This is a genomic window from Streptomyces sp. (assembly GCF_035644915.1).
Taxonomy (GTDB): domain Bacteria; phylum Actinomycetota; class Actinomycetes; order Streptomycetales; family Streptomycetaceae; genus Streptomyces.
This window is the reverse complement of sequence record NZ_DASQNP010000215.1, coordinates 14,436-35,126: the sequence shown is the minus strand read 5'-3', so window position 1 is coordinate 35,126 and position 20,691 is coordinate 14,436. Positions and strand designations below refer to the sequence as shown.

Below are 20,691 nucleotides of genomic sequence, written 5' to 3'. Positions count from 1 at the left end.
GGCGCGTCCTGCCGGAGCTGCTGCCGACCCTGTTCGCGGCCGTCACCGTGGCGCACCTGCTGAACCACACCAGCGGATTACCGGACCACGGGGTGCCGTCGCGGCATTCCCGGCAGCAGTCGAGAGTGTGCAGCGACAGGTGGCGACGATCAGTAAGGGGGCGTCCCGGCCGGGTCGTCACTCGTCTGCGGCCGCCGGTATCCGCTTGGCTGTGCGGTGAACACGTGCCGGCCGACTGGTCGGGGCCGGGTGTAGACCAGGTGTTGGACACTGGCCAGACCGGCTTCGAAGGACAGCAGGCCGACAGCGAAGAAGAGCCGCCAGACAGCCACCGTCTGGTACCCGACCAGCGCGGTGGCCTGTTCGCGGTTCTGCTCCAGGTTGGCCAACCAACCCCGGAGCGTGGGCACGAAGTGCTCCCGGAGGTTCTCCACGTCGAGCAGTTCCAGACCGGAACGTTCGGCGAGCAGCGCGCTGCGGCCGACCGTTCCGAGACGGAGGTCCGGGTGCGGGTACCGGAGCATGAACGGGCTGCGCATCAGCTCCCGCCCGTTCGGCAGCACGCACAGCTCGTGGCTGAGCACGCGGCCGCCCGGCACCACCAGCCGGGCCAGGGCGGCTGCGTGTTCACGCTGGCCGGACCGGGACAGGTGGTGAGTCATCTCGATACTGGCCACTGCGTCGAACGGACCGTCCTGGACCGCCCGGTAATCCTGCAGCCGCACCTGGACCCTGTTCTCCAGACCCGCTTCCTCGATCCGCTGCGAGGCCAGTCGAGCCTGGTTCCGGGCGAGGGTGACGCCCACCCCTTCCACGCCGTAGTGCCGCGCCGCGTGCAGGAGCAGGCTGCCCCAACCGCAGCCGAGGTCCAGCAACCGCATGCCCGGCCGCAGGTCGAGCTTGCGGCAGACCAGGTCGAGTTTGGCCCGCTGGGCCTCGGCCAGCCCGTAGCCGGTCTGCTCACCGCCGGGCCAGTACGCGCAGGAGTAGACCATGGGCGCCCCCAGCACCAGCCGGTAGAACTCGTCACCCACGTCGTAGTGGTGCCGGACGGCACGGGCCCCGCGGTACCGGCGGACCTCGGCCGAGGGCCTGGCGACGGGAGGGCCGAGAATCCTGCGGTCCAGCCCGGTCCGCAGACTCGCCAGCGCGGCGCTCCCCAGGTCCGGCCACGATGCCCCCAGCACGGAGCCCAGCTGCCGCATGACGGCGACGAGGTCACCTTCGATGTCGCAGTCACCGGCTACGAACGCGCGGGCGGCACCGAGCTGGCCGGGTCGCCAGAGCATCCGGCGTACCGCCCGGGGATCGCGCAGCACCAGCGTCGAACCGGACCCGGCTCCGGCCGTGCTGCCGTCCCAGGCGCGAATGCCGAACTCGAGCGGGGTGCCCACCGCGTGTTCCACGAAAGCAGCGACCTGCTGGGCAACGCCTGGGAAGCCTTTACCCCTCACGGTTCCTCCGAACGTCGTCGGCGGACGGGGACCGGCACCATGTCCGGTGACAACTCCCCATCACGGAAAGCCGATTGTCGCCGGGCGGCGGTTATAAGCGATGATCCTCGGATCAATTTCACACGAATGGGTTATTGATCCAAAACGCTTTAGGTTCGGCTCGTTGCCGGTGTGTGAGTGGTCTGGTGGGCGCGCGGGCCTGGTCGCCCGGATGGTCGGCGAGGACCTGCCCAGGATCTACCGCACCCCCGAGGACCGCGACGGCGACTGGAACGGCGCGATCGCCGATCCGGCGGTCGTGGAGGATGCCTGGCGTCGGTGGCGGGCCGAGGCGGAGCTGACCGACCGGTTCATCGCCGGCTTCGCCGACTTCGGCACCCGCCCCGGTGGGGAGGTGCGGCTCCGCGACCTCCTGGTGGCGCAGATCGCGGAGTACGCGCGGCACCGTGGCCACGCCGACCTGCTGCGCGAGCGGATCGACGGCCGGGACCACTCATGAGGCGGGGTCGGCAGAGCTCCTCCGCGTACGACCGTCCCTTCCCTGCCCCGGACGGGCGCCCGCCCCTTCCGCCACTGCTTTCCCCTCCCGCTTTCGAACGGGCTTCGAACGCCCTCGGGCCACCGTCCGGGCTCGCGGATCCCGGAGTCCACCGCGCCCGTTGTGGGCCGGGGTGGTGCGACGACCGACGGAACCCAGGGGGGCTTGGAGGCCTGGGGCCGTTCCGCGACTCAGGAGGAGCGCTGCAACAGGCGGACGTCCTCCCTCATCCGGTCACGGAAGTCCGGAGCCCTTTCACCGGGGGTGGCCCGGATCGGCCGGCCGAACCGTATGGAGACGGGCGGTGCGCCACGGACCGGCACACGCGTTCCGCGCGGTATCACGGCGTGTGTGCCCGTCAGCGCGATGGGCACCGCGGGCGCACCGGTCTGCAGGCACAACCGGGCCGCGCCCGTCCCGAACGCCCCGAGCCGGCCGTCCCGGGAGCGGGTGCCCTCCGGGTACAGCAGCACGTGCCACCCCTCGTCGAGAAGGCGCCGGGCCGCGCCCCGCACCGTGCGGTCCCGGCCTCCGCGTCCCGTGCGGACCGGAGCGCCCCGCCGCACCGGGAAGGCGTTGAAGAGGAGGGCCGTGACCGCTCCGGTCAGCGGGGAACCGAAGAAGTAGTCGGCGGCGGCTCCGACCACCAGCCGGGACGTGATGTGCGGCGGCAGGGCTCCGAAGATCAGCGGTGTGTCGAGGTGGCTGGCGTGGTTCGCCACGAACACCACCGGGCTGGTGAGCGTGGCGAGGTGTTCCACACCCTCGACGGTCGGCCGGGCGCAGGCCCACACGTACGGTCTGAGGACGATCCGGTGCACGGTCGTCCGCAGCCCTCGCGCCGGTGCCGAGCGGGCCCAGGCGGCGGGGAGCGGCAGGGCCCGCGGGTCGCCGGGTGCCGTCATCGGACGTCCGCCATGGTGATGGGCGGGGTGTGCAGGCAGGTGATGCTCGGGCTGGTGCCGACGGTGTGCGAGGCCATCTCCAAGGCGTCGGAGAGAGTCGGTGCCGCTCGGAATCCCATGCGGGCCGCGACCTTCGGGTCGCCGCCGACGAAGATGACGTCGCCGAGGTGCTGCATCGCGTGGGCTCCCCAGTACCACATGTAGAACGGGTGGACGCCGTGGAAGGCGTGGCCGGTCCGGTAGAGGTGGATGTACCAGGGATCCTCCGCGAACCTCTTCTCGAACACCGCCTCCATCCGTGCGGGGTCGGTGGTCTCCGTGAGCACCTCCTCGTAGAAGTCGATGTAGCTGGGGTGATGCACCGGGTGGAAGTCGGGTGTCAGCGGATGGATGAAGATGCCGACGCCGCCCTGCCGCACGATCGGCCTGTTGAGGTAGAAGTTGAAGAGGTAGCCCAGGGCCATGCACATCGCCAGTACCGGATTCATGATCGAGTTCACGTTGTAGGGACCGGCGTAGGGCACCCCGAACACCCCGATGTCGGACTGCCCCCGGACAGGGGTGACCTGCTGGCGGTGCACGTTCGCCAGGGTGATCGGGTGGACCGCGCTCGGGGTGCCCGCCGTGATCCCCGTAATGCCGTACGGTGCCTTGACGGAGTTCAGCAGGCGGCGCCGGAGCTTCGGCGGCAGGGCCCGGTTGCCGTGCCGGACGCCGAGGAAGCCGACCCGGTCGGCGAGGCTCCACTCCCATTCGTGGGTGGTGAGGAAGCCCATGAACGGCGGGAAGGAGTCGCCGTTGACCGTGGTCTCGACCGTGAAGATCTTCAGTCGGCCGCCGATCACGTCCAGCATGCGGTGGAAGGAGTGGTGCAGGGCGGAGTTGGGCGGGTCGTTGAAGGAGCGTGAGTGCCGCAGGGTGTGCGTGTTGTGGTGGTGACGCAGGCTGCGGTAGCTCGCCAGGCCGACGGAGACGGACTTGGGGCCGCCGTTCAGCGCGATCAGGTTGACGTTGACGTACACGAGGAGGTCGCTCTCGGCCGCCCTGCGATTGATCTCGACGTCCTCTCCGGCGCCGGTCATGCCCAGGTGGAGCAGGTTGTCCCGGTCCTCCGCGTCGTGGTTGCGCAGCCGGTGGGGGAAGTAGCCGCGGAAGACGCGATCGCCCACGACGTGTCGCAGTTCCGCGGCGGTCATCCGGCGGTGCAGGGCGTTCGCCGCGATGAGTTCGATGTCCTCCACCCCTCGTCGGGCGGCGATCTCGAGGACGTGCTCGATGATCCGTCCGCGGACGTCGGGGCGGCGCATCGACGGCAGGGGCAGGGACACGTCGTCGAAGACCACGGTCAACCGCATGCCCGGCTTGAGGAGTTCGGGCAGGGGTTCGATGCCGTGCGGGTGCAGCAGCGCGTCGCGGATGGCCGTGTCGAGGTCGCGGATACCGGGAAGCGAGGCAGGCGGATAGATCACCCTGCTGCCCACGGGCAAGCGCTCGGCGCGGATCCCCTCCCCCTCGAACAGCACCAGCGGCGGTGTGCGTTCGTCGACGTCGAGTACGAACCCTGGTGCGCTCATGGTGTCTCCTCTTCTCCGTCCGGAAATCGGTGGTCCCCCGCTCGCGCCCCTCGCCCGCCCGCTCCGGCGGCCGCCACGGTCAGCGCCTCCCACCGGGTGGCGGTGTGGGCGCCCCAGCGCAGCACGGGCCAACGTCTCCGCACGGCGTGCCGGAGCAGGCGTGCGTCGGGGTCGACGGCGTGCGGGTGGCCGACCGCGTCCAGCAGCGCCCGGTCCGAGTAGCTGTCCGCGTAGGCATAGGCGTGGGCCGGGTCCAGCCCGTGCTCGGCCGCGTAGCGTCGCAGCCAGTCGGCTCGCGCCTCGCCGACGGGCGGCCGCGCGGCCACCCGCCCGGTCATGACGCCGTCGCGGGTCCGCATGCGGCACGCCTCGATGTCGTCGAACAGCGGGCGCAGCGGCTCGGCGAGCACATCGAGGCCGCCGGTCACGAGCACGGTGCGGTGTCCCGCCGCCCGGTGCGTCCGGATGCGCCGGACCGCCTCGTGCCTGACCCGGTGCAGCAGGGCGTCGCCGACGGCCCCGCGCACCAGTCGCCGCAGGACGGCTTCGTCCGTGCCCGCGTAACGGCGCAGGAAGACGCGGACGAAGCGGGCTCGGTCGGCCCGCTCGGCGAGCAGGTAGCGCGGTGCGTCGAGGATCAGGTCCATGAACTCGGCGGGCCAGGCGCGGTGCGGCAGGCCGGCGAGCCGTGTCCACACGTAGGACTCGACGAGGTCGGAGGCGACGACGGTGCCGTCCAGGTCGAAGACGGCCACGGTCGGCTCGTTCGACACCGGGGGGCGGGGCGCCGCGGTCAGGATCGCCCTCGTGACCGGTGCGCGCAGCCGTTCGGCCGCGTCCGCGGCCTCGCGTGCCGCCAGGTGGCGTCGCCAGTCGATCGCGCCCGGATCGAAGTGGTGCGTCCGCGGGTGAGGGAGCGCGTTCCTCAGGGCCACCAGTTCGGTGTCGTCGTAGCGGACCTCGGCCGGGTCGTAGAGGCCCGGAAGCTCTGGTCGCCGCCGTGACGGGCGCCGGCGGGGAGCGAGGGAAGGGGTCCGCAGCACGGTCCGCAGTTCCTCCAGGGTCAGGGGGCGGGCCGTCGCCGTGCCGAGGTGGAAGTAATGGGGTGAGTCCGGGTCGGGCCGCGCGGCGGCCGCGGCCAGGACGGCGTCGGCCACCAGGTCGGCGGGCACGGTGTCGAGCACCGTCGTGGCGGAGCCGGCCGCCGTGCCGAGCAGGACGAGGGCCGCGGTCGGCGGGACGGCCCTCGTCCTGCCCTCGGACCAGCCCGGGTAGGGGCGGTGCAGGGCGTGGCCCACCGGTGCCGGGCGCAGCACGGTCAGCGGGTACGGCCGCCACAGTTCCTCGATGACGCGCTCCGCCAGCACGGCGGCGAGGGCCTGTGCATCGGGGTGACCGAGGGCACGGGCACGGGCCCGGCCCTGCTCCACCAGTCGTCGTTCCACCCAGGCCCTGCGTGCCGTCTCCGCCTCCCGCGCCACGATCAGGGGGCCCGCGCCCCGGTGGGCGCGCTCGGCGGCACGCCGTGTCCGGCGCAGTCTGTCCGGGGTCCTCGAGAGATGCCCGGCGTCGCTTCTGAGGGCGCGTGCCAGCGCGAGTTCGCGGCGCCAGTCCAGGTCGTGCTCCAGCCGGGCTTCGCGGACGACCCCGCGCTCGGTGCCGGAGAAACCGGCCTGGGACACGTACACCAGGTGGGGCCGTCGGCGTGCCCACTGCCCGCAGAGGGCGACGAGCGGTGCGATCTGTTCGTCGTACACGGCGTCGAGTGGCCGGTCCGTCCCGCCGGTGGGGGCGCAGTGGACGACGACGTCGATTCCGGCGGGCGGCGGAACGTCTCCCGGACGCCCCGCGAGCACTTCCACGCGGCGGCGGGCCTCGGCCATCGCCGGTCCGGCTCCGACTGTGTCCCGCCACGGCCCGAACGCCTTCCGGCTCAGCAGCAGGCCGAGCCCGTCGTCCCGAGCCGGGGGGTCGCTCCGCGCGGCGGGCCCGTCCGGCGGCGGCGCGACGCTGACGTACGTGTCCGGATGTGCTGTCACGAGGCGGTACAGCACGGCGAGTTCGGTGCGCTCGGTGGCTCCGGTCAGCAGGACGTGGGTTCCCGCGAGGTCTCGGACGCGGTAGGTACGGGGCATGGGGGGTGCGGCTTCCTGGGGCGTGTCGGGAGGTGTGGTCGCTCGATCCGTCAGGCATCCGGCGTGTCGGGCCCGGGGACGTCCGCGGTCCGGTGTTCCCGGTGCCAGCGGTCCAGGACGGCCTCGCACACCGTCCGCAGTGGCCACCCCAGGGACTTGGCGGCCCGCTCCGCGTCGGACAGTTCGGGTTGCGCGGTCACGGTGCCGTCCGGACGCTCGGCCGTCTTCACCAGCACCCGCTCCGGCCGTTCCGCGGGTCCGATGGAGACGATGGTGCTGCGGCGGGGCAGCGTCGTCCGCCGGCACGTCGTCCACCGCACCCCGAGCGTGGTGGTGTGCAGCAGCAGCGCGTCGGCGACGGCCTGCCGCACCTGCGGCGAGCACAGCGCCGTGACGAGTCTGCCCGGCCGGCCGTGCCGGCCGGTGACACCGGTGGTCCAGCAGTCCCAGGCTCCGGCCTCGCGCAGCGCGTCCAGCACCGACGGCCAGAACCGGGGGTCGAGGTCGTCGACGGTGGTCTCCAGGACCACGGCGTCGCCCTCGGCCGGCCCGGGAGAGACCGCCGTGGCCTCGCCCAGGACGATCCGGGTGATGTTGGGACGGTCCGGGGTGTCGCGGTGCCCGCCGCCCGTGCCCACGGCGCGCACGGTCATCGGCGGCATCGGGCCCGGAGCGGCCACGGCGGCGACGAGCGCCGCTCCCGTCGGCGTGGTGCGCTCACCCGGCAGGTCACCACGGGCCAGTTCGAGGCGGGCGTGCGCGGCGATGTGGAGGACGGCGGGGACGGGGACGGGCATCGGGCCGTGGGCGCAGCGGACCTCCCCGCTGCCCGCGGCCAGTGGGGAGCAGGTGACCACCGCGTGCTCGGTGAGCAGCCCGAGCTCGTCCAGCGCCGTGGCGCAGCCCACCACGTCGGCGAGGGCGTCGTACGCCCCCACCTCGTGGAAGTGCACCCGGTCCGGAGTCGTCCCGTGCGCCCGGGCTTCGGCGGCGGCGAGGAGTTCGAAGACGCGGCGGGCAGCGCGGGCGGCGGCGGGTGTGACGCCGTCCGCACCGGCGAGCAGTTCCAGGACGTCCGCCAGGTGCCGGGCGCGGTCCGGCGAGGCGGGCCGGGTGACCGTCACCCGCGCGCAGGCGAACCCGCCGCGCCGAGCGCGTCCGACCGAGACGTCGAGGCCGGGCACCTTGAGCGAACGCACCGCATCGACCACGGTGTCGGCGCCGGCGCCCGCGTCCACGAGCGCGCCGAGCAGCATGTCACCCGCCACGCCCGCGGTGCAGTCCAGGTGGGCGGCGGGAACACGCGCCGCGCGGCCCGTCCCGGTCACCGGTCGCCGTCCACGGTGGTGGACGCGGCGCGCGGACGGCCGCCGTCGGGCGGCGTGCCGTGCACCGCTTCCACGATCTTGGCGGCGTGCGCGGCGGCGCCGAAGCCGTTGTCGATGTTGACCACGGTCAGACCGGGGGAGCAGGAGGCGAGCATGGTGGCCGCGGCGGCGAGGCCGCCCGCGGCGACGCCGTATCCGACACTGGTCGGCACGCCGACCACCGGGGCCCGCAGCAGCCCGGCGACCACGCTCGGCAGGGCGCCGTCCATGCCCGCCACGACGAGGACGCAGTCGGCTCCCCGCAGCCGGGGCACGTGGGGGAACAGCCGTCCGATGCCCGCCACTCCGACGTCGTCGACGAGTACGGCTCCGGCCCCGAGCACGGCGAGGGTGGTCAGCGCCTCGCGGGCCACCGGAAGGTCCCCGGTACCCGCCGTGAGGACGGCCACCATGCCGCGCGGCGGCGGGAGTTCGCCCACGGTGACGGTCCGGGCGACGCGGTCGACCAGGACCGGTTCCCCGGTGTCCGCGAAGTGGCCCGGTGCCGCGTCGAGCACCTCGTCCGGACACCGGGTCGCCAGAGCGGGTGAGCCGGGGTCTCGTTCGCGCAGACCGGCGAGGAGCCGCAACGTCTGCTCGGGTGTCTTCGACGGGGCGAACACCACCTCCGGCACGCCGGTGCGGCGCCGTCGCGAGGTGTCGAGGCGGGCGAAGTCCCCGGCGCGGTACGTCTCGCAGTCCAGCAGGTCCGCGAGGTCGGTGCTCCCGGTCATCGCGGGCCTCCCCCGGGTGATGCGGTCCCGCTCACGGAACCCGGACGGTAGGGTTCGAGGGCGCCGTCCGCGAGCCCTACCGTCCGGCCGACCCGGTCGAGCAGTTCGGCCTCCTGTTTGGGCCGCCCGGCCAGCCACCGGTGGGCGGTCGCGTCGATTTCGACGCGGAAGGTCCCGGCCAGGATCCTGACGCGCAGGTCACGCACGGGTGCGTGCCGTTCGGCCAGGAACTCCCGCACGGCCGTCTCCGCGCGCTCCACGAGTTCCAGCCGCAGCCGGGTCACGGGCACGCCGACCGCGATCCTGGACGCCAGGCAGGGGGTGCCCGGTTTGTCGGCCACGGCGAGCCCCCATTCCCGTGCGACGGCCCGGACCTGTGCCTTGCCCAGGCCCGCGGTCGCCAGGGGTTCGGCGACTCCCCGCTCCCGCGCGGCGCGCAGTCCCGGCCGGTGCCCGGAGCGGTGGTCGTCGCGATGGGTGCCGGTCGCCACGTGGGCGTAGCCGCGGGCCGCCGCCAGGTCCGACACCGCGGCCAGCACGGTCCGCTTGCAGAAGTAGCAGCGGTCGCCGGCGTTGGCGCGGTAGCCGGGCGCGGCGAGTTCGTCCGTCGTGAGGACGACCAGCTCCACGCCCAGCTCCGCCGCCGTGCGCCGGGCGAGCGCGAGCTCGTCCCGGGCCAGGGCGGGCGAGTCCGCGGTCGCCGCCAGCGTGCGGGACGGGCCCAGGGCCCGCAGGGAGGCCGCGAGCACCAGTGTGGAGTCGACGCCGCCGGAGTAGGCGACGACGACGCTGTCCAGGCGGCCCACTTCGACGAGCAGCGCGTTCGCGGCGCGGGACGCGGTCGGATCGGTCGGAGGCATCGGCATGTGCTCCTCACTCCTTCAGTGCCCGGTGCAGGCGGTCTGCCAGGCCGGTGACGCTGCCGGCGGCCATCAGCTCCATGACGGGGAGGTCGCAGCCGAACACCCGGTGCAGCCCGGCCTTGAGTTCGATGCCCATCAGGGAGTCCAGGCCGAGGTCGGCGAGATGGGCGCTGTGGGCCACACGCCCGGGAGGCGTCTGGAGCACGGCGGCGATGAGAGCGGTGAGCGTGTCGCGGACGAGGGCTTTCCGCTCCTCCTCGCCGTCCGCCCTGGTGAACCGCTCCTTGAAGTCCTCCGTCGCCCTCCCACCGGAGTCGGCCTGCGCTCCGCCCCGCCGGCCGGCGAACCGCGGTGCCTTCAGCGCGGGCAGGATCCTGCCCATCCGGTCCCAGTCGACGTACCCGACCGCTCCGTAGACCGCCTCCCTGCCCAGGAAGCGGCCGAGTGCCGCACAGGCCGTGTCCGGCGGGACGAGTCCGAGCCCGGAGCGCGCGATGTTCTCCGTGAGCCGGCTGCGCACGACGTAACCGGTCTCCCCGATGCCGCCCCAGGCGAGGGCCAGGCCGGGCAGCCCCGCCGCCCGGCGCGCCCGCACCAGGGACTCCAGGTGGAGGTTGGCGGCCGCGTAGGGCGCCTGGTGGAGGTTGCCGACGAGGGCGGCGAGGGAGGAGTACACGACGAAGAAGTCGAGCGGCCGGTCGCGGGTGAGCGCGTGCAGCACGTCGCCGCCGTGGGTCTTCGCCTCGAGGACGGCGGCGAACCGCTCGGCCGTCATCTCCTGCAGTGGTGCGTCGTCGAGGTGCATGGCACCGTGTACGACGCCGCGTACCGGCCGGCCCGCGGCGTCGGCCTCGGCGAGGATCGCCTCGATCGCCCCGGCGTCGGTGACGTCGGCGGCATACGCCCGGGCCTGCGTTCCCAGGGCGGCGAGTTCGCCGAGCAGGGCGGGTGCTTCGGGCGAGGCCGCGCCCCGGCGGCCGACGAGTGCCAGCGCACCGGCGCCGCAGCGGGCGAGGTACCGCGCGGTGGCCGCCCCGAAGCCGCCGAGGCCGCCGGTGACGAGGTAGGTGGCGTCCGGGTCCAGGCGCAGCGGCTCGTCGGGCTGTTCCACGCGCACCGGCTCGGCCGCGTCGAAGGCGATGACGACCTTGCCGAGGTGCCGGGAGTGCCGCAGAGCGCGCAACGCCTCCTCGACGCCGGTGGCCGGGTGGATCTGGTGCGGCAGCGGCCGGTACTCCGCTGCGGCCGCTCTCCGCGCCACCTTCGCGAACGCCTCGGCCACCGCCTGTGGCGCGTCGGCGGCCAGTCGGGTGATGTCGACGGCGAAGTAGGAGAGGTTGTCGCGGAACGGGCGCAGCAGCATCGGCTGGTTGCCGTGGATGTCGCGCTTGCCGAGTTCGACGAAACGGCCGCCGGGCCGCAGGCACTCCAGCCCGCGCGCGATGGCCTCGCCCGTCAGGGAATTGAGGACCACGTCGACGCCCCGGCCACCTGTGACGTCCCTCACCCGGTCGGCGAAGGAGAGGCTGCGGGAGTCCAGGACGTGTTCGGCGCCGAGCGCGCGCAGGAGGTCCCGTTTGGCCGGGGTGCCCGCCGTGGCGATCACCGAGGCGCCCAGGTTGCGGGCGTACCGCAGCGCCGCGAGACCGACCCCGCCAGCCCCGCCGTGCACCAGCAGCGTCTCTCCCGGCGCCAGCCGGGCCAGGTCCTCCAGGCTGTGCTGCACGGTGAGGTGGACCGCCGGCAGGGTCGCGGCCTCGCTGTAGCCCATGCCGTCGGGAATGCGTCCGGTCTGCTCGGTCCGCACCCGTACGTGGGAGGCGAGCGTGCCGTGACCGAACGCGAACACCCGGTCCCCCGGGACGACTTCCGTCACTCCCGGTCCGACGGCGACGACGTCCCCGGCGCATTCGAGGCCGAGCGCCGGCCCGCCGGGCACCGGTGGTTCGGCGCCGGGGGGCAGCATCCCCGCGGCCAGCATCACATCGCGGTAGTTCAGCGCCGCGGCCCGCACCCGGACCACCACCTCGCCCCGGCCCGCCACCGGAGGCTCGGCGGGCACCCACGCCAGCCGGTGCCCGAGCCCGGGGTTGCGCAGCCGGAGGGTGTAGGGGTGATCGGTGCCGTCCTCCTCCCGCACGGGTGCTGCGCAGTCGGTCAACCGCGGCACGAACCGGCCCCGGCGGGTGAGGACCACCTCGTCGTCGGTGGGGTCGAGCAGTTCCCGCGCGATCCGCTCGGCGTCCCCGGCCGGGTCGGTGGAGCGCTCCAGCGACAGCCGGCGGACCGCCAGTCCCGGTCGCTCGTTGGCGAGCACACGTCCGGCCCCCCATACCGCGGCGTCCACGGGATTCCCGGCCCCGGCCGGCTCCGGGAACAGCCCGGTCTCCCCGGTCACCAGCCACAGCGCGCCCCCGTCCGGCCGCGCGGTGTCGAAGGCGGCCGCCGCTGCCCGGACCAGCCCGGCCCTGCGTACCGTGAGGGCCCGGGTCTCCTCCCCGGCCGGGGTGTCGAAGAGCAGGATCACGCCGTCCGGCCGCCCCTCTCCCAGCGGCAGTCGGGCCTGCCACGTGTCGGAGAGGTCCGATACATCCACGATGTCGGCGTCGGTGCCCGAAGAGGTCAGGAGCGAGGCGAGAGCCGGGCCGAGAGCGCCGTCCGGGCGTTCGGCCACCACGACCCAGCGGCCCGGCACCGAGGGTGGCGGTGCTGCCCCCGGCACCGCTCCGGCGGGCCGACGGCCGCGGCGGGCACAGAGCACGGAGTAGGCGTCCCCGCCGACCGCGTCCCCCGTCCGGATCACTTCGTCGAAGCCGCACCGTTCGAGGAGCGGTACCCATCCGGTGTGAGGCATCAGTGGTGTGGCACGCAGGTCGTGGTCGGTGAGGGCCCAGTAGCCGCCGAGGAGGCCGAAGCACGGGCCGAGCAGTTCCTCGTCGTGGCTCTCCAGGGCGAGTAGGTGGCCGCCGTCTGCGAGCAGGGTCGCGAGGCGGCGTGCCGTGGCGCTCAGGTCGCCGGTCGCGTGCAGCACGTTGGCCGCCACGACGAGGTCGAAGCCCCCCTCCAGGAACCCCTGTTGCACCGGATCGCGCTCCAGGTCCAAGATCCGGTACTCGATGAAGTCGTAGGCGTCGAAGCGGGCCCGCGCCCGGGGAAAGAAGCCTTCGGAGACGTCCGTGTAGACGTACCGGGTGAGGTGGGGCGGAAGTGCCGGGAGCAGCACGCCGGTCGTGCCGCCGGTGCCCGCGCCGACCTCCAGGACGCGCAGCGGACGCCCGGCCGGCCACGCCCTGAGCGCCTCGACCAGCAGGGACCGGGCACATCGGCCGAGGGCCCTCATGTCCGGCGTGTCGTTGTAGAGCGCTTCGACGAGGTGCCGATCGGCCTCGGCGAACAGCACCTCCCGGGGGTCGGTCTCTCCTCTGAGGATCTGCGGCAGGTGGGTGCCGCACCGGGTGTAGACGGCGATGGCCGAGATCCACTGGGGGAAATCCTCCGCGCAGGACTGCACGTGCTCCAGTGGCCGGGCGGTGCCCGTGAAGCGAAGGCGCTCGCGGTCCGGCGTGCCCGTGCCCGTCCGTTCGAGCAGGCCGGCCCGCTGCGCCATGTCGGCCAGGAGGAGGACGTACCGGTCGTACTCCGGCCGCACCCCCGCGGCCCGCAGGTCGTCCGGTGTGAATTCCCGCGCCCCGGGGAGCAGACGGGCGAAGGTGTGCGCGGCCCAGTGGCCGATCGCGGTCTTGATCCGCGGAGCGAAAGCGGAGTCCGCGGAGTCGCGGGCGTCCTGCCGTGCCTTCTTCGCCGTGTGCCCGGTGACCGCGTGGAGCAGGTCCGCCGGCCCGGGGAAAGGGACCGGCTCGCCCCGGTGGTCGCCCTCGCGGGGCGCGGCCCGCAGTACCTGCGTCAACTGCTGGAGTTCCTCGGCCCGGCCGACCGTGACACTCCTCAGCCGGCACCCCGTCAACTCCACCACGACCCGGCCGGCCTCGTCCGCCACGGCCAGGTCGAGGACGGTGTCCCGGGAACCGGGCGACACCGCCCGGACGTGGATCAGGCCGCGCTCCGGAAGCCGGTCCCACACGCGCGCGCCCGCGATGGCGGTCGGCACGTACGTCCGGCCGCCGGGGAGGGCCGCGAGCAGGGGGGCGGCCGCCTGGAGCGCGCCGTCGAGCACGGTGGGGTGCGCCTCGTAACCGTCGTCGCGCGCCGGAGGTTCCCAGCCGTACTCGGCCAGCACCTCGTCCTCGCCCGCCCACAACCGGGTCAGCACCCGGAAGGAGGGGCCGTACTCCAGCCCGGCTCGCGCGGCCTCCTCGTAGTGGCGCGCCGCGTCCACCGGGGCGCCGGCCCGCTCCAGCCGCTCGCGTACGGCGCCGAGGTCAACGGGGTCCGGCGGCCGGGCGGCCAGGCGGCGGACCCGACCGCGGGCGTGCGTCCGCCAGGAGGCCGCGGTGCCGACGCGCGAGGCGATACGGACCACGCCGTCCTCCTCCGACAACGAGGTCTGCAGCACCACCTCATCGGTTTCGTCGTCGCGGGGCATGACCATCGCGCGCACGATGTCGAGGTCGGTGACCTCGGCGGCACTCGCGAAGGCGGCGCGCCCGGCGGCGAGGGCGGCCTCCAGGTACGCCGTGCCGGGCACGACCACGGCCCCGCCGACCCGGTGGTCCGCCAGCCAGGGCAGCCGGAGGCTGCTCAGGGCCTGGTGCCAGGCGGGCTCGGCGACGGCCACGCGGCGCCCCAGCAGCGGATGGACGAGACTCGGGTCCTGCGGAACCCGGACCCATCCGTCGGGCGAGCCGTTCCAGTGGTGTTCGCGCTGCCAGGGATACGAGGGAAGGGTGACGACCCGGCCGGGGCGCGGGAAGAGGCCGTCGCCGGTCCGGATCCCCGCGGCGAGCAGGTGCGCGACCGTCCGGCGTACCGCCTCGGGACCGTCCTGGCCCCGGCGGCAGGTCGATACCACCGCCGTCGCCGTGTCCAGCCGCTTCAGGTAGGGAGCGAGCACGGCGTGCGGGCCGATCTCGACGAACAGACCGCAGCCGTCTTCGGCCAGTGCCCGTACGGCGTCGGCGAACAGGACCGGCTCGCGCACATTGCGCCACCAGTGGTCCGCGTCCAACTCCTCGCCCTCGACGAGGCCACCCGTGACGGTGGAGGCGAACGGGATGCGGTGGGCGCCGGGCCGCAGCCGGGCGAGGGCCGCCTTCAACGGCTCCTCGATGCCGTCCATGGCCCTGCTGTGGAAGGCGTAGTCGAGATCCAGTTCGCGGAAGAAGACGCCACGGGCGCCCAGGTTCCGGCCCAGCTCCGCCAACGCGCCCGGATCCCCGGCGAGGGTGACATCGGTGGGGGTGTTGACTCCGGCCACCTCCAGACGGTCTGCGTGGGCGGCGATCTCCCTCTGGGCGTCCTCCCACGGCAGGCCGACGGCCGCCATCCGGCCACGTCCCGCGGTCAGCGCCTGGGCCCGGCTGCGCTCGGCGACGACCAAGCAGGCGGCGGCCAGGCCGAGGGCCCCGGAGACGTGGGCGGCGGCGACCTCGCCGACGCTGTGGCCCACAACGGCGTCCGGCCGGACGCCATTCGCCTCCAGCAGCCGCACGAGACCGGTCTGCACGGCGAACAGCAGCGGCTGGGCGACCTCGGTCAGGCGGAGCCGGGATTCCTCCGCGGTGAGTTCCTCGACGACCGACCAGCCGAGCCGGGGGGCGAGTTCCGCGTCGACGGCCTCCAGTGCCTGCCGGAAGACCGGCTCGCCACGCAGGAGTTCCACTCCCATGCCGTGCCACTGGCAGCCGTTGCCGGGGAAGACGAACGCGACCTTGCCCGACGCGGCCGGGACGGCGGGCGCCGCACCGTTCGCCACCGCGCGGAACGCCTCCGCGGCCTCGACGGGGTCGCGTGCCAGCACGGCGGCGCGGTACTCGTGGCGCGCGCGGCGCACGGCCGAGGTGTAGGACACATCGTAGAAGTCGCTCTCGCCGGTCAGTTCCAGGTGTTGCGCCATCTGCTCCGCGGCATCCCTCAGCGCCCCGGGGGTGCGGGCGGAAACCACGACCGGAAACCGGCCGGAGGCCATGGGAACCGGCTCCGCGGCCTGTTCGGGAGGCGTGGTGAGAACCATGTGGGCGTTGGCGCCGCCGAAGCCGAAGGAGTTGACGCCCACGTACGGCCGTCCGCCGGTCCGCAGTTCCTCGGCGCCGACCACGGGCCTGATGTTGTGGCCCGCGAAGTCGATGTGCGGGTTGAGCGGCTCGGCGTGCAGGGTGGCCGGGATCTCGCCGTGCCGCAGGACCAGCAGCGCTTTGAACACCCCGGGCATGCCCGAAGCGGCCTCGAGGTGGCCGATGTTGCTCTTCACCGAGCCGATCGGCAGGGCACCGGTGGAGCGGCCGGTTCCCAGCGCGCGGCCGATGGCCGCACACTCGACGGGATCTCCCACCGGCGTGCCGGTACCGTGCGCCTCCAGGTACGCCAAGTCGTCGGGCGACAACCCGGCTTCGGCGTACACCTGGCGCAGCAGCGCTTCCTGGGCCTCGGCGCTGGGCAGGGCCAGCCCGGACGTACGGCCGTCGTTGTTGGTGCCGCCGGCGACGATCACGCCGTGGATCCGGTCTCCGTCGGCGAGCGCGTCGTCCAGCCGCTTCAGCAGGACGAGGCCGCCACCCTCGGAGCGGACGAACCCGTCCGCGTCGGCGGAGAAGGCGCGGCACCGCCCGCTGGGGGAGAGCATCGACGCGCCCGAGAAACCGGCGAACCCCTGCGGGTTGATCAGGATGTTGACACCGCCGGCCAGCGCGGCCCGCGAGCGTCCGGAGCGCAGGTGCTCACACGCCTGGTGCAGGGCCGTCAGCGCCGACGAGCACGCCGTGTCCACGACGATGCTCTGTCCGCGCCAGTCGAAGAAGTGCGAGACGCGGTTGGCCGTGTTGGAGGCCGCCATGCCCGTGATGGTGTACGCGTTGCCGGTGTGCGGGACGCAGGATTGCAGTTCGCCGTAGTCACGGCTGGAACAGCCCACGAACACGGCGGTGTCGGAGCCCGCCGTGCGCCGGTGGTCGACTCCGGCGTCGTCGAGCGCCTCGACCGCCAGCTCCAGCACCAGCCGCTGCTGGGGATCCATCCGTGACGCCTCACGCGGGGAGACGCCGGTGAAGAAGGAGGTGTCGAAACCCTTGATGTCGTCGAGGAAACCCCCCGCCGCCGTATAGCTCACACCGGGGCGCCGACGCCTTGCGTCGGTGAAGTCCGCGGCGCGGAAGCGGTCTTCGGGGACGGTGGCCACCACGTCACGGCCGACGGTCAGCACCCCCCAGAGATCGTCCAGGCTCCGGATGCCGCCGGGAAGGCGGCAGGCGGCGCCGACGGCGGCGATGGCGCGTGGAGGCAGTGGTTGCCGGGAGTTGGACACGGAGCCTCCAGAAGGTCCTGAGAGGGGAGAGGGGTGCTCGGGCGAGGTGACGGACGCTCACATGTCCGCGGCCATCCGGTCTCCGGCGTGGGGCACCGCCCCGGCGAAGCCCATGGCCCGCACCAGGTAGTCCCGGTCGATCGGAGCCGGATCGGGGAGTCCGTTCGTCCGCTCGACGGCGGAGCTGCGGCTGTAGACCCGTCTGTGGTGGCAGTAGCTCAGGAATCCCGGCAGGTGGTCCGCGACGAAGCGCTCGGCCGGCGTGGGGTCCGGCAGATCGCCGACGCAGTCGAGTGCGAGGCCGGGGTGGTGGGCTTCGATGGCTTCGACGATCAGCCGCATCGGCGTCTCCCCCGGATGCACGACGTGGAACGTCCGCACGCCGCGGCCGAGGTCCTCCGCCGCGTCGTGGCCGATGCGCAGCATCGCCTCCGTGGCGTAACCGTCCGGAACGATGTTGAACTCCGCGTCTGCGGGCACGCGCAGCCTCAACCGCAGTCCCGGCCCGTCCCGGCGCAGCGCCGCCGTCGGGGAGATCCCCGGCGCACCGTTCCGGGCAATGGTGTCGATCATGTCGCCCAGGACCCGCAGCGGGTGCCCCGGCATTCCCTCCCGGTGCGCCGCGTCGGAGGCGACGATGCCGGGACGCAGGACGACGACCGGCCGGCCCTGCCGCCTCGCCCAGTCCCGCACCAGCGTTTCCGCCCGGTACTTGGACTCGTCGTAGTGGGTCTCGAAGCCGAACGCGTCAGTGAGGTCCTCTTCGGCGACCACGCCCCTCCGGCGGCCGCCCGCCACCGCCACGGTGCTCATGTGGACCAGTCGGCAGTCCGGCGGGGTCGACTCGGCGAACTCCAGGATCCGCTCGGTGCCGTGCACGTTGGTCAGGAACAACCGCTCGCGCTCTCCCGTCAGTGCGATGTCCCCGGCGCAGTGCCAGACCGCTTCGGCCTCCCGGGCCAGACGCCCGTACACGGCAGGCGCCAGGCCGAGCCATCGCCGGGTGACATCGCCGCCGACACAGCGCAACCGCGAACGGATCCGTGCGCCGATTCCGCCTCCCGCGAGGCCCTCCAGGATCGTGAGGACGCGAAGACGCAGTTCGGAGGCGGTTCCCCTGCCCAGTACGGTGACGTGCCGTCCACGGGTGGTGAGCAGACCGAGCAGGAGCCTCGAGCCCAGGAATCCGGTCGCGCCGGTGAGCAGTGTGGTCACGCGGAGCAGCATGGACCAGTTCTCAAGAGGACATCAATCACTCTTTGGAATTAACCGATTACTTTAAGATTTCGCCAAGTTGTGTGTATGGTTCGCCCACCGGGAAGCGATTCGCGCCCTGAGCGGAGAGCTGAGCATCCGGGCCGTCGCGGGTTCCCCGACACCGATGTCCACCGCCTGCCCGCACCCGCCGCCACGACGTCGGGATCGATGGCTTCCCTCCCGCCCCCGCGCACGGCTCGCCTCCCCTTCCCGCGCGGAACCGCGCGAGCCCGACTCCCAGGAGGCCGTCATGCCCCTCGCTCTCGTAACCGGTGCCACCTCGGGCATCGGCCGGGCCTTCGTACGGCACCTCGCCCGGACACGCCACGACCTGATCGTCGTCGCGCGTACGCGGCACCGTCTGGAGGAGCTCGCCGAGGATCTGCGACGGGAGTCGGGTGTCCGGGTGGAGGTCCTCACCGCGGACCTGTCCACGGTCGAGGGCTGCCGGTCCGTCGAGGACCGTCTCGCCGCGACACCGTCCGTCGACCTGCTGGTGAACAACGCGGGGATCATGCTGAGGGAGCCGTTCCCGTACACCGACGACACCGACGAGGAACGGATGCTGGCGGTGAACGTCCGCGCGGTGCTGCGACTCACCCATGCCGTCCTCCCTGCGATGATCGAGCGAAGGTCGGGTCGGATCGTCAACGTCGCCTCGTTCAGCGCGCACGGTCCCGGTGGCCTCGCCACCACCTACCCGGCCAGCAAATCGTGGGTGCTCGCCTTCTCCGAGGCGGTGGGCAGGTCCGCACGAGTGCGTCGGGCCGGTGTTCGGGTCATGGCACTCCTGCCCGGCTTCACCCGCACCGAGTTGCACGAGCGCTCCGGCATCGATCTGACGGGCCTGCCCCGCTGGATATGGCTCGACGCCGACCGGGTGGTGGACGCTGCGCTGCGCGACCTGGAGCGCGGCAGGAACGTCAGCGTGCCCAGCATGCGCTACAAGCTGGCGGCCTGGGGACTGCGCCACCTCCCGCGCCTCCTCCTGCGCCCCCTGTCGTGGGACTTCTCGGCACCGGGCGGATTCTGGCGCCCCGGCACCGGCCGTTTCCGGAAGTCCGCGTGAATCGCCGGCGTATGCGGCAGGAACGGCGCAGGCCTGCTGCGGCTGCCCCCGTACAGCGTCAAACAACCGGTCACGGGCGCCCTGGCGGAACCGGACTCGCCAAACCGCACCCCCGATGTCGCGAAGCCCCGCGCGAAGGAGCCGGTGTTCCGCCCGGCCGGCCCTGAGTCCCCGTATCGCCTGCTGACGTGTGCGCCGTCACGCACCCGGGGCGGGGCTTCGTCGAGGAGCACGGTGGCCAGGCGGATAAGAAGTCCCCGTACTCGCCCTGCACCTTCCCCGGTCAGCGCTGGTGCACGTCAATACCCTTCTCCCCAGGACATCCTGGGCGAGGGGAAGTGGCAGGACGGGTTCGCTGACGCCGGCCGGTGGTCCCTGTCCTCGCTGTTCTGGACCCGCGCGGCCCCCTACGGCCGGTTCGAACCCGACATGAACAACCGGCTCGGCCCGGCCCCGCCCAGAAATCGGCGAGCCGGGTGTCGGCGTCGATGACGAGCTGGTGATGGGTGGAGTAGCGGTGGTTACTGGACTGCTCGGCGACCGTGTGATCCCGGGTGGGGACCAGGGTGCCGTCCACGATGAGCACGGTGTCCCTGCGGTACCGGCGCCGCTGCTGGAGCGCGAGAGCCGGTCCGAGGTGGTCGACGATGCGGTCGGCGGCCGACGTGGAGATCCCGAACAGCGGGGCGAGCTGCCGCGGGGTGAGGTTGGTGCGCCCGTACGTGGCCACCGGTAGCACCCGTCCGGAAGCGGCAGCGACCATGGCCGGCCCCACCGGATCGGCGCCCTCGTGCCGCAGCGCGGTGACCGGCTTGGCGAACCGCCGCGGGTTCAGCCCGGTGAACGGGGCTGTCCAGGGCGGCTCCGACGCCGTGATCACGCCAGTCACTGCAAGATCATTTCGCCCATGACCAGCAGTTACGGGACAACTCTTGGCCCTCGACGACTACGCCGTCCACAAGACCCCGGCCATCGAGCAGTGGCTGCTGACCCACCCCGGTTCCACCTGCACTTCACCCCTACCGGATCGTCCTGGCTCAACCTGGTCGAGCGGTGGTTCGCCGAACTGACCGCGAAGAAGCTCCGACGCGGTGTCCACTGCTCCGTTCAAGCCCTCGATCGCGAATCCGCGCCTGGGCAGCGGACCGGAACCACCCCCGGCCCTCGGCATGGACGAAGGCCGCCGGCGAAATCCTCGACAAGGTGGCCGCCTACTGCCAGAGGATCTCTGACTCCGGTCACCGGGTTCGGTGGAGCCGGGTTGTCGGGCGATCAGTCACCCCTGCTCGCCCGGAAGCCTGATCAGCGTGCTGGCGGATGCCGTGCCCTGTACCACTGGTCCGGACCCCGGTACCGGGGCCCGGACCAGTGGTATGCG

10 protein-coding genes and 3 pseudogenes are annotated in these 20,691 nt (G+C 73.1%); 3 read left to right on the top strand and 10 right to left on the bottom strand.

What is annotated here, in order from left to right:
* Positions 1 to 149: 149 nt before the first annotated feature.
* Positions 150 to 1,394 (bottom strand): cyclopropane-fatty-acyl-phospholipid synthase family protein, encoded by a 1,245-nt coding sequence (locus VE546_RS23820; RefSeq protein WP_324925707.1) that lies wholly within the window; start codon positions 1,392 to 1,394, stop codon positions 150 to 152.
* A 268-nt stretch (positions 1,395 to 1,662) separates the two neighbouring features.
* Here VE546_RS23820 and VE546_RS23815 point away from each other — a divergent pair.
* A pseudogene (locus VE546_RS23815) lies at positions 1,663 to 1,953 on the top strand (DUF664 domain-containing protein); the annotation flags it as partial.
* A gap of 230 nt (positions 1,954 to 2,183) precedes the next feature.
* On the opposite strand, the gene VE546_RS23810 reads toward VE546_RS23815, so the two are convergent.
* Genes VE546_RS23810 through VE546_RS23775 form a run of 8 tightly spaced genes read right to left on the bottom strand, consistent with a single transcriptional unit; the run spans position 2,184 to position 18,202 of the window.
* Entirely contained in the window at positions 2,184 to 2,897 is a 714-nt protein-coding gene (locus tag VE546_RS23810; RefSeq protein ID WP_324925705.1) for a lysophospholipid acyltransferase family protein, read from the bottom strand.
* On the bottom strand, positions 2,894 to 4,471 hold the full coding sequence (locus VE546_RS23805; RefSeq protein ID WP_324925703.1) for a lactate racemase domain-containing protein: 1,578 nt from the start codon (positions 4,469 to 4,471) through the stop codon (positions 2,894 to 2,896). The genes VE546_RS23810 and VE546_RS23805 overlap by 4 nt, the downstream gene beginning before the upstream one ends.
* Positions 4,468 to 6,606, bottom strand: coding sequence for an HAD-IB family phosphatase (locus VE546_RS23800; RefSeq protein WP_324925701.1), 2,139 nt, complete (start codon positions 6,604 to 6,606; stop codon positions 4,468 to 4,470). Before VE546_RS23800 ends, VE546_RS23805 begins: the two co-directional genes overlap by 4 nt.
* A 50-nt stretch (positions 6,607 to 6,656) precedes the next feature.
* Positions 6,657 to 7,934, bottom strand: coding sequence for a nickel pincer cofactor biosynthesis protein LarC (gene larC / locus VE546_RS23795; RefSeq protein ID WP_324925699.1), 1,278 nt, complete (start codon positions 7,932 to 7,934; stop codon positions 6,657 to 6,659).
* Positions 7,931 to 8,707 (bottom strand): nickel pincer cofactor biosynthesis protein LarB, encoded by a 777-nt coding sequence (larB, locus tag VE546_RS23790; protein WP_324925696.1) that lies wholly within the window; start codon positions 8,705 to 8,707, stop codon positions 7,931 to 7,933. The genes larC and larB overlap by 4 nt, the downstream gene beginning before the upstream one ends.
* Entirely contained in the window at positions 8,704 to 9,573 is an 870-nt protein-coding gene (gene larE / locus VE546_RS23785) for an ATP-dependent sacrificial sulfur transferase LarE (RefSeq protein ID WP_324925694.1), read from the bottom strand. Before larE ends, larB begins: the two co-directional genes overlap by 4 nt.
* A 7-nt stretch (positions 9,574 to 9,580) precedes the next feature.
* Positions 9,581 to 16,987, bottom strand: a complete 7,407-nt coding sequence (locus VE546_RS23780; RefSeq protein ID WP_324925692.1) for an SDR family NAD(P)-dependent oxidoreductase — start codon at positions 16,985 to 16,987, stop codon at positions 9,581 to 9,583.
* Between the two features lie 57 nt (positions 16,988 to 17,044).
* Complete coding sequence (locus tag VE546_RS23775) at positions 17,045 to 18,202, bottom strand: SDR family oxidoreductase (RefSeq protein ID WP_324925690.1); 1,158 nt, start codon at positions 18,200 to 18,202, stop codon at positions 17,045 to 17,047.
* Positions 18,203 to 18,494: 292 nt separating this feature from the next.
* On the opposite strand from VE546_RS23775, the gene VE546_RS23770 reads away from it, so the two are divergent.
* Positions 18,495 to 19,313, top strand: coding sequence for an SDR family oxidoreductase (locus VE546_RS23770; RefSeq protein ID WP_324925688.1), 819 nt, complete (start codon positions 18,495 to 18,497; stop codon positions 19,311 to 19,313).
* Positions 19,314 to 19,782: 469 nt separating this feature from the next.
* Here VE546_RS23770 and VE546_RS23765 read toward each other — a convergent pair.
* Positions 19,783 to 20,202 (bottom strand): annotated as a pseudogene (locus VE546_RS23765) (helix-turn-helix domain-containing protein); the annotation flags it as partial.
* A gap of 43 nt (positions 20,203 to 20,245) precedes the next feature.
* Between VE546_RS23765 and VE546_RS23760 the strand changes: the two are divergent.
* Positions 20,246 to 20,555 (top strand): annotated as a pseudogene (locus VE546_RS23760) (transposase); the annotation flags it as partial.
* Positions 20,556 to 20,691: the final 136 nt, after the last annotated feature.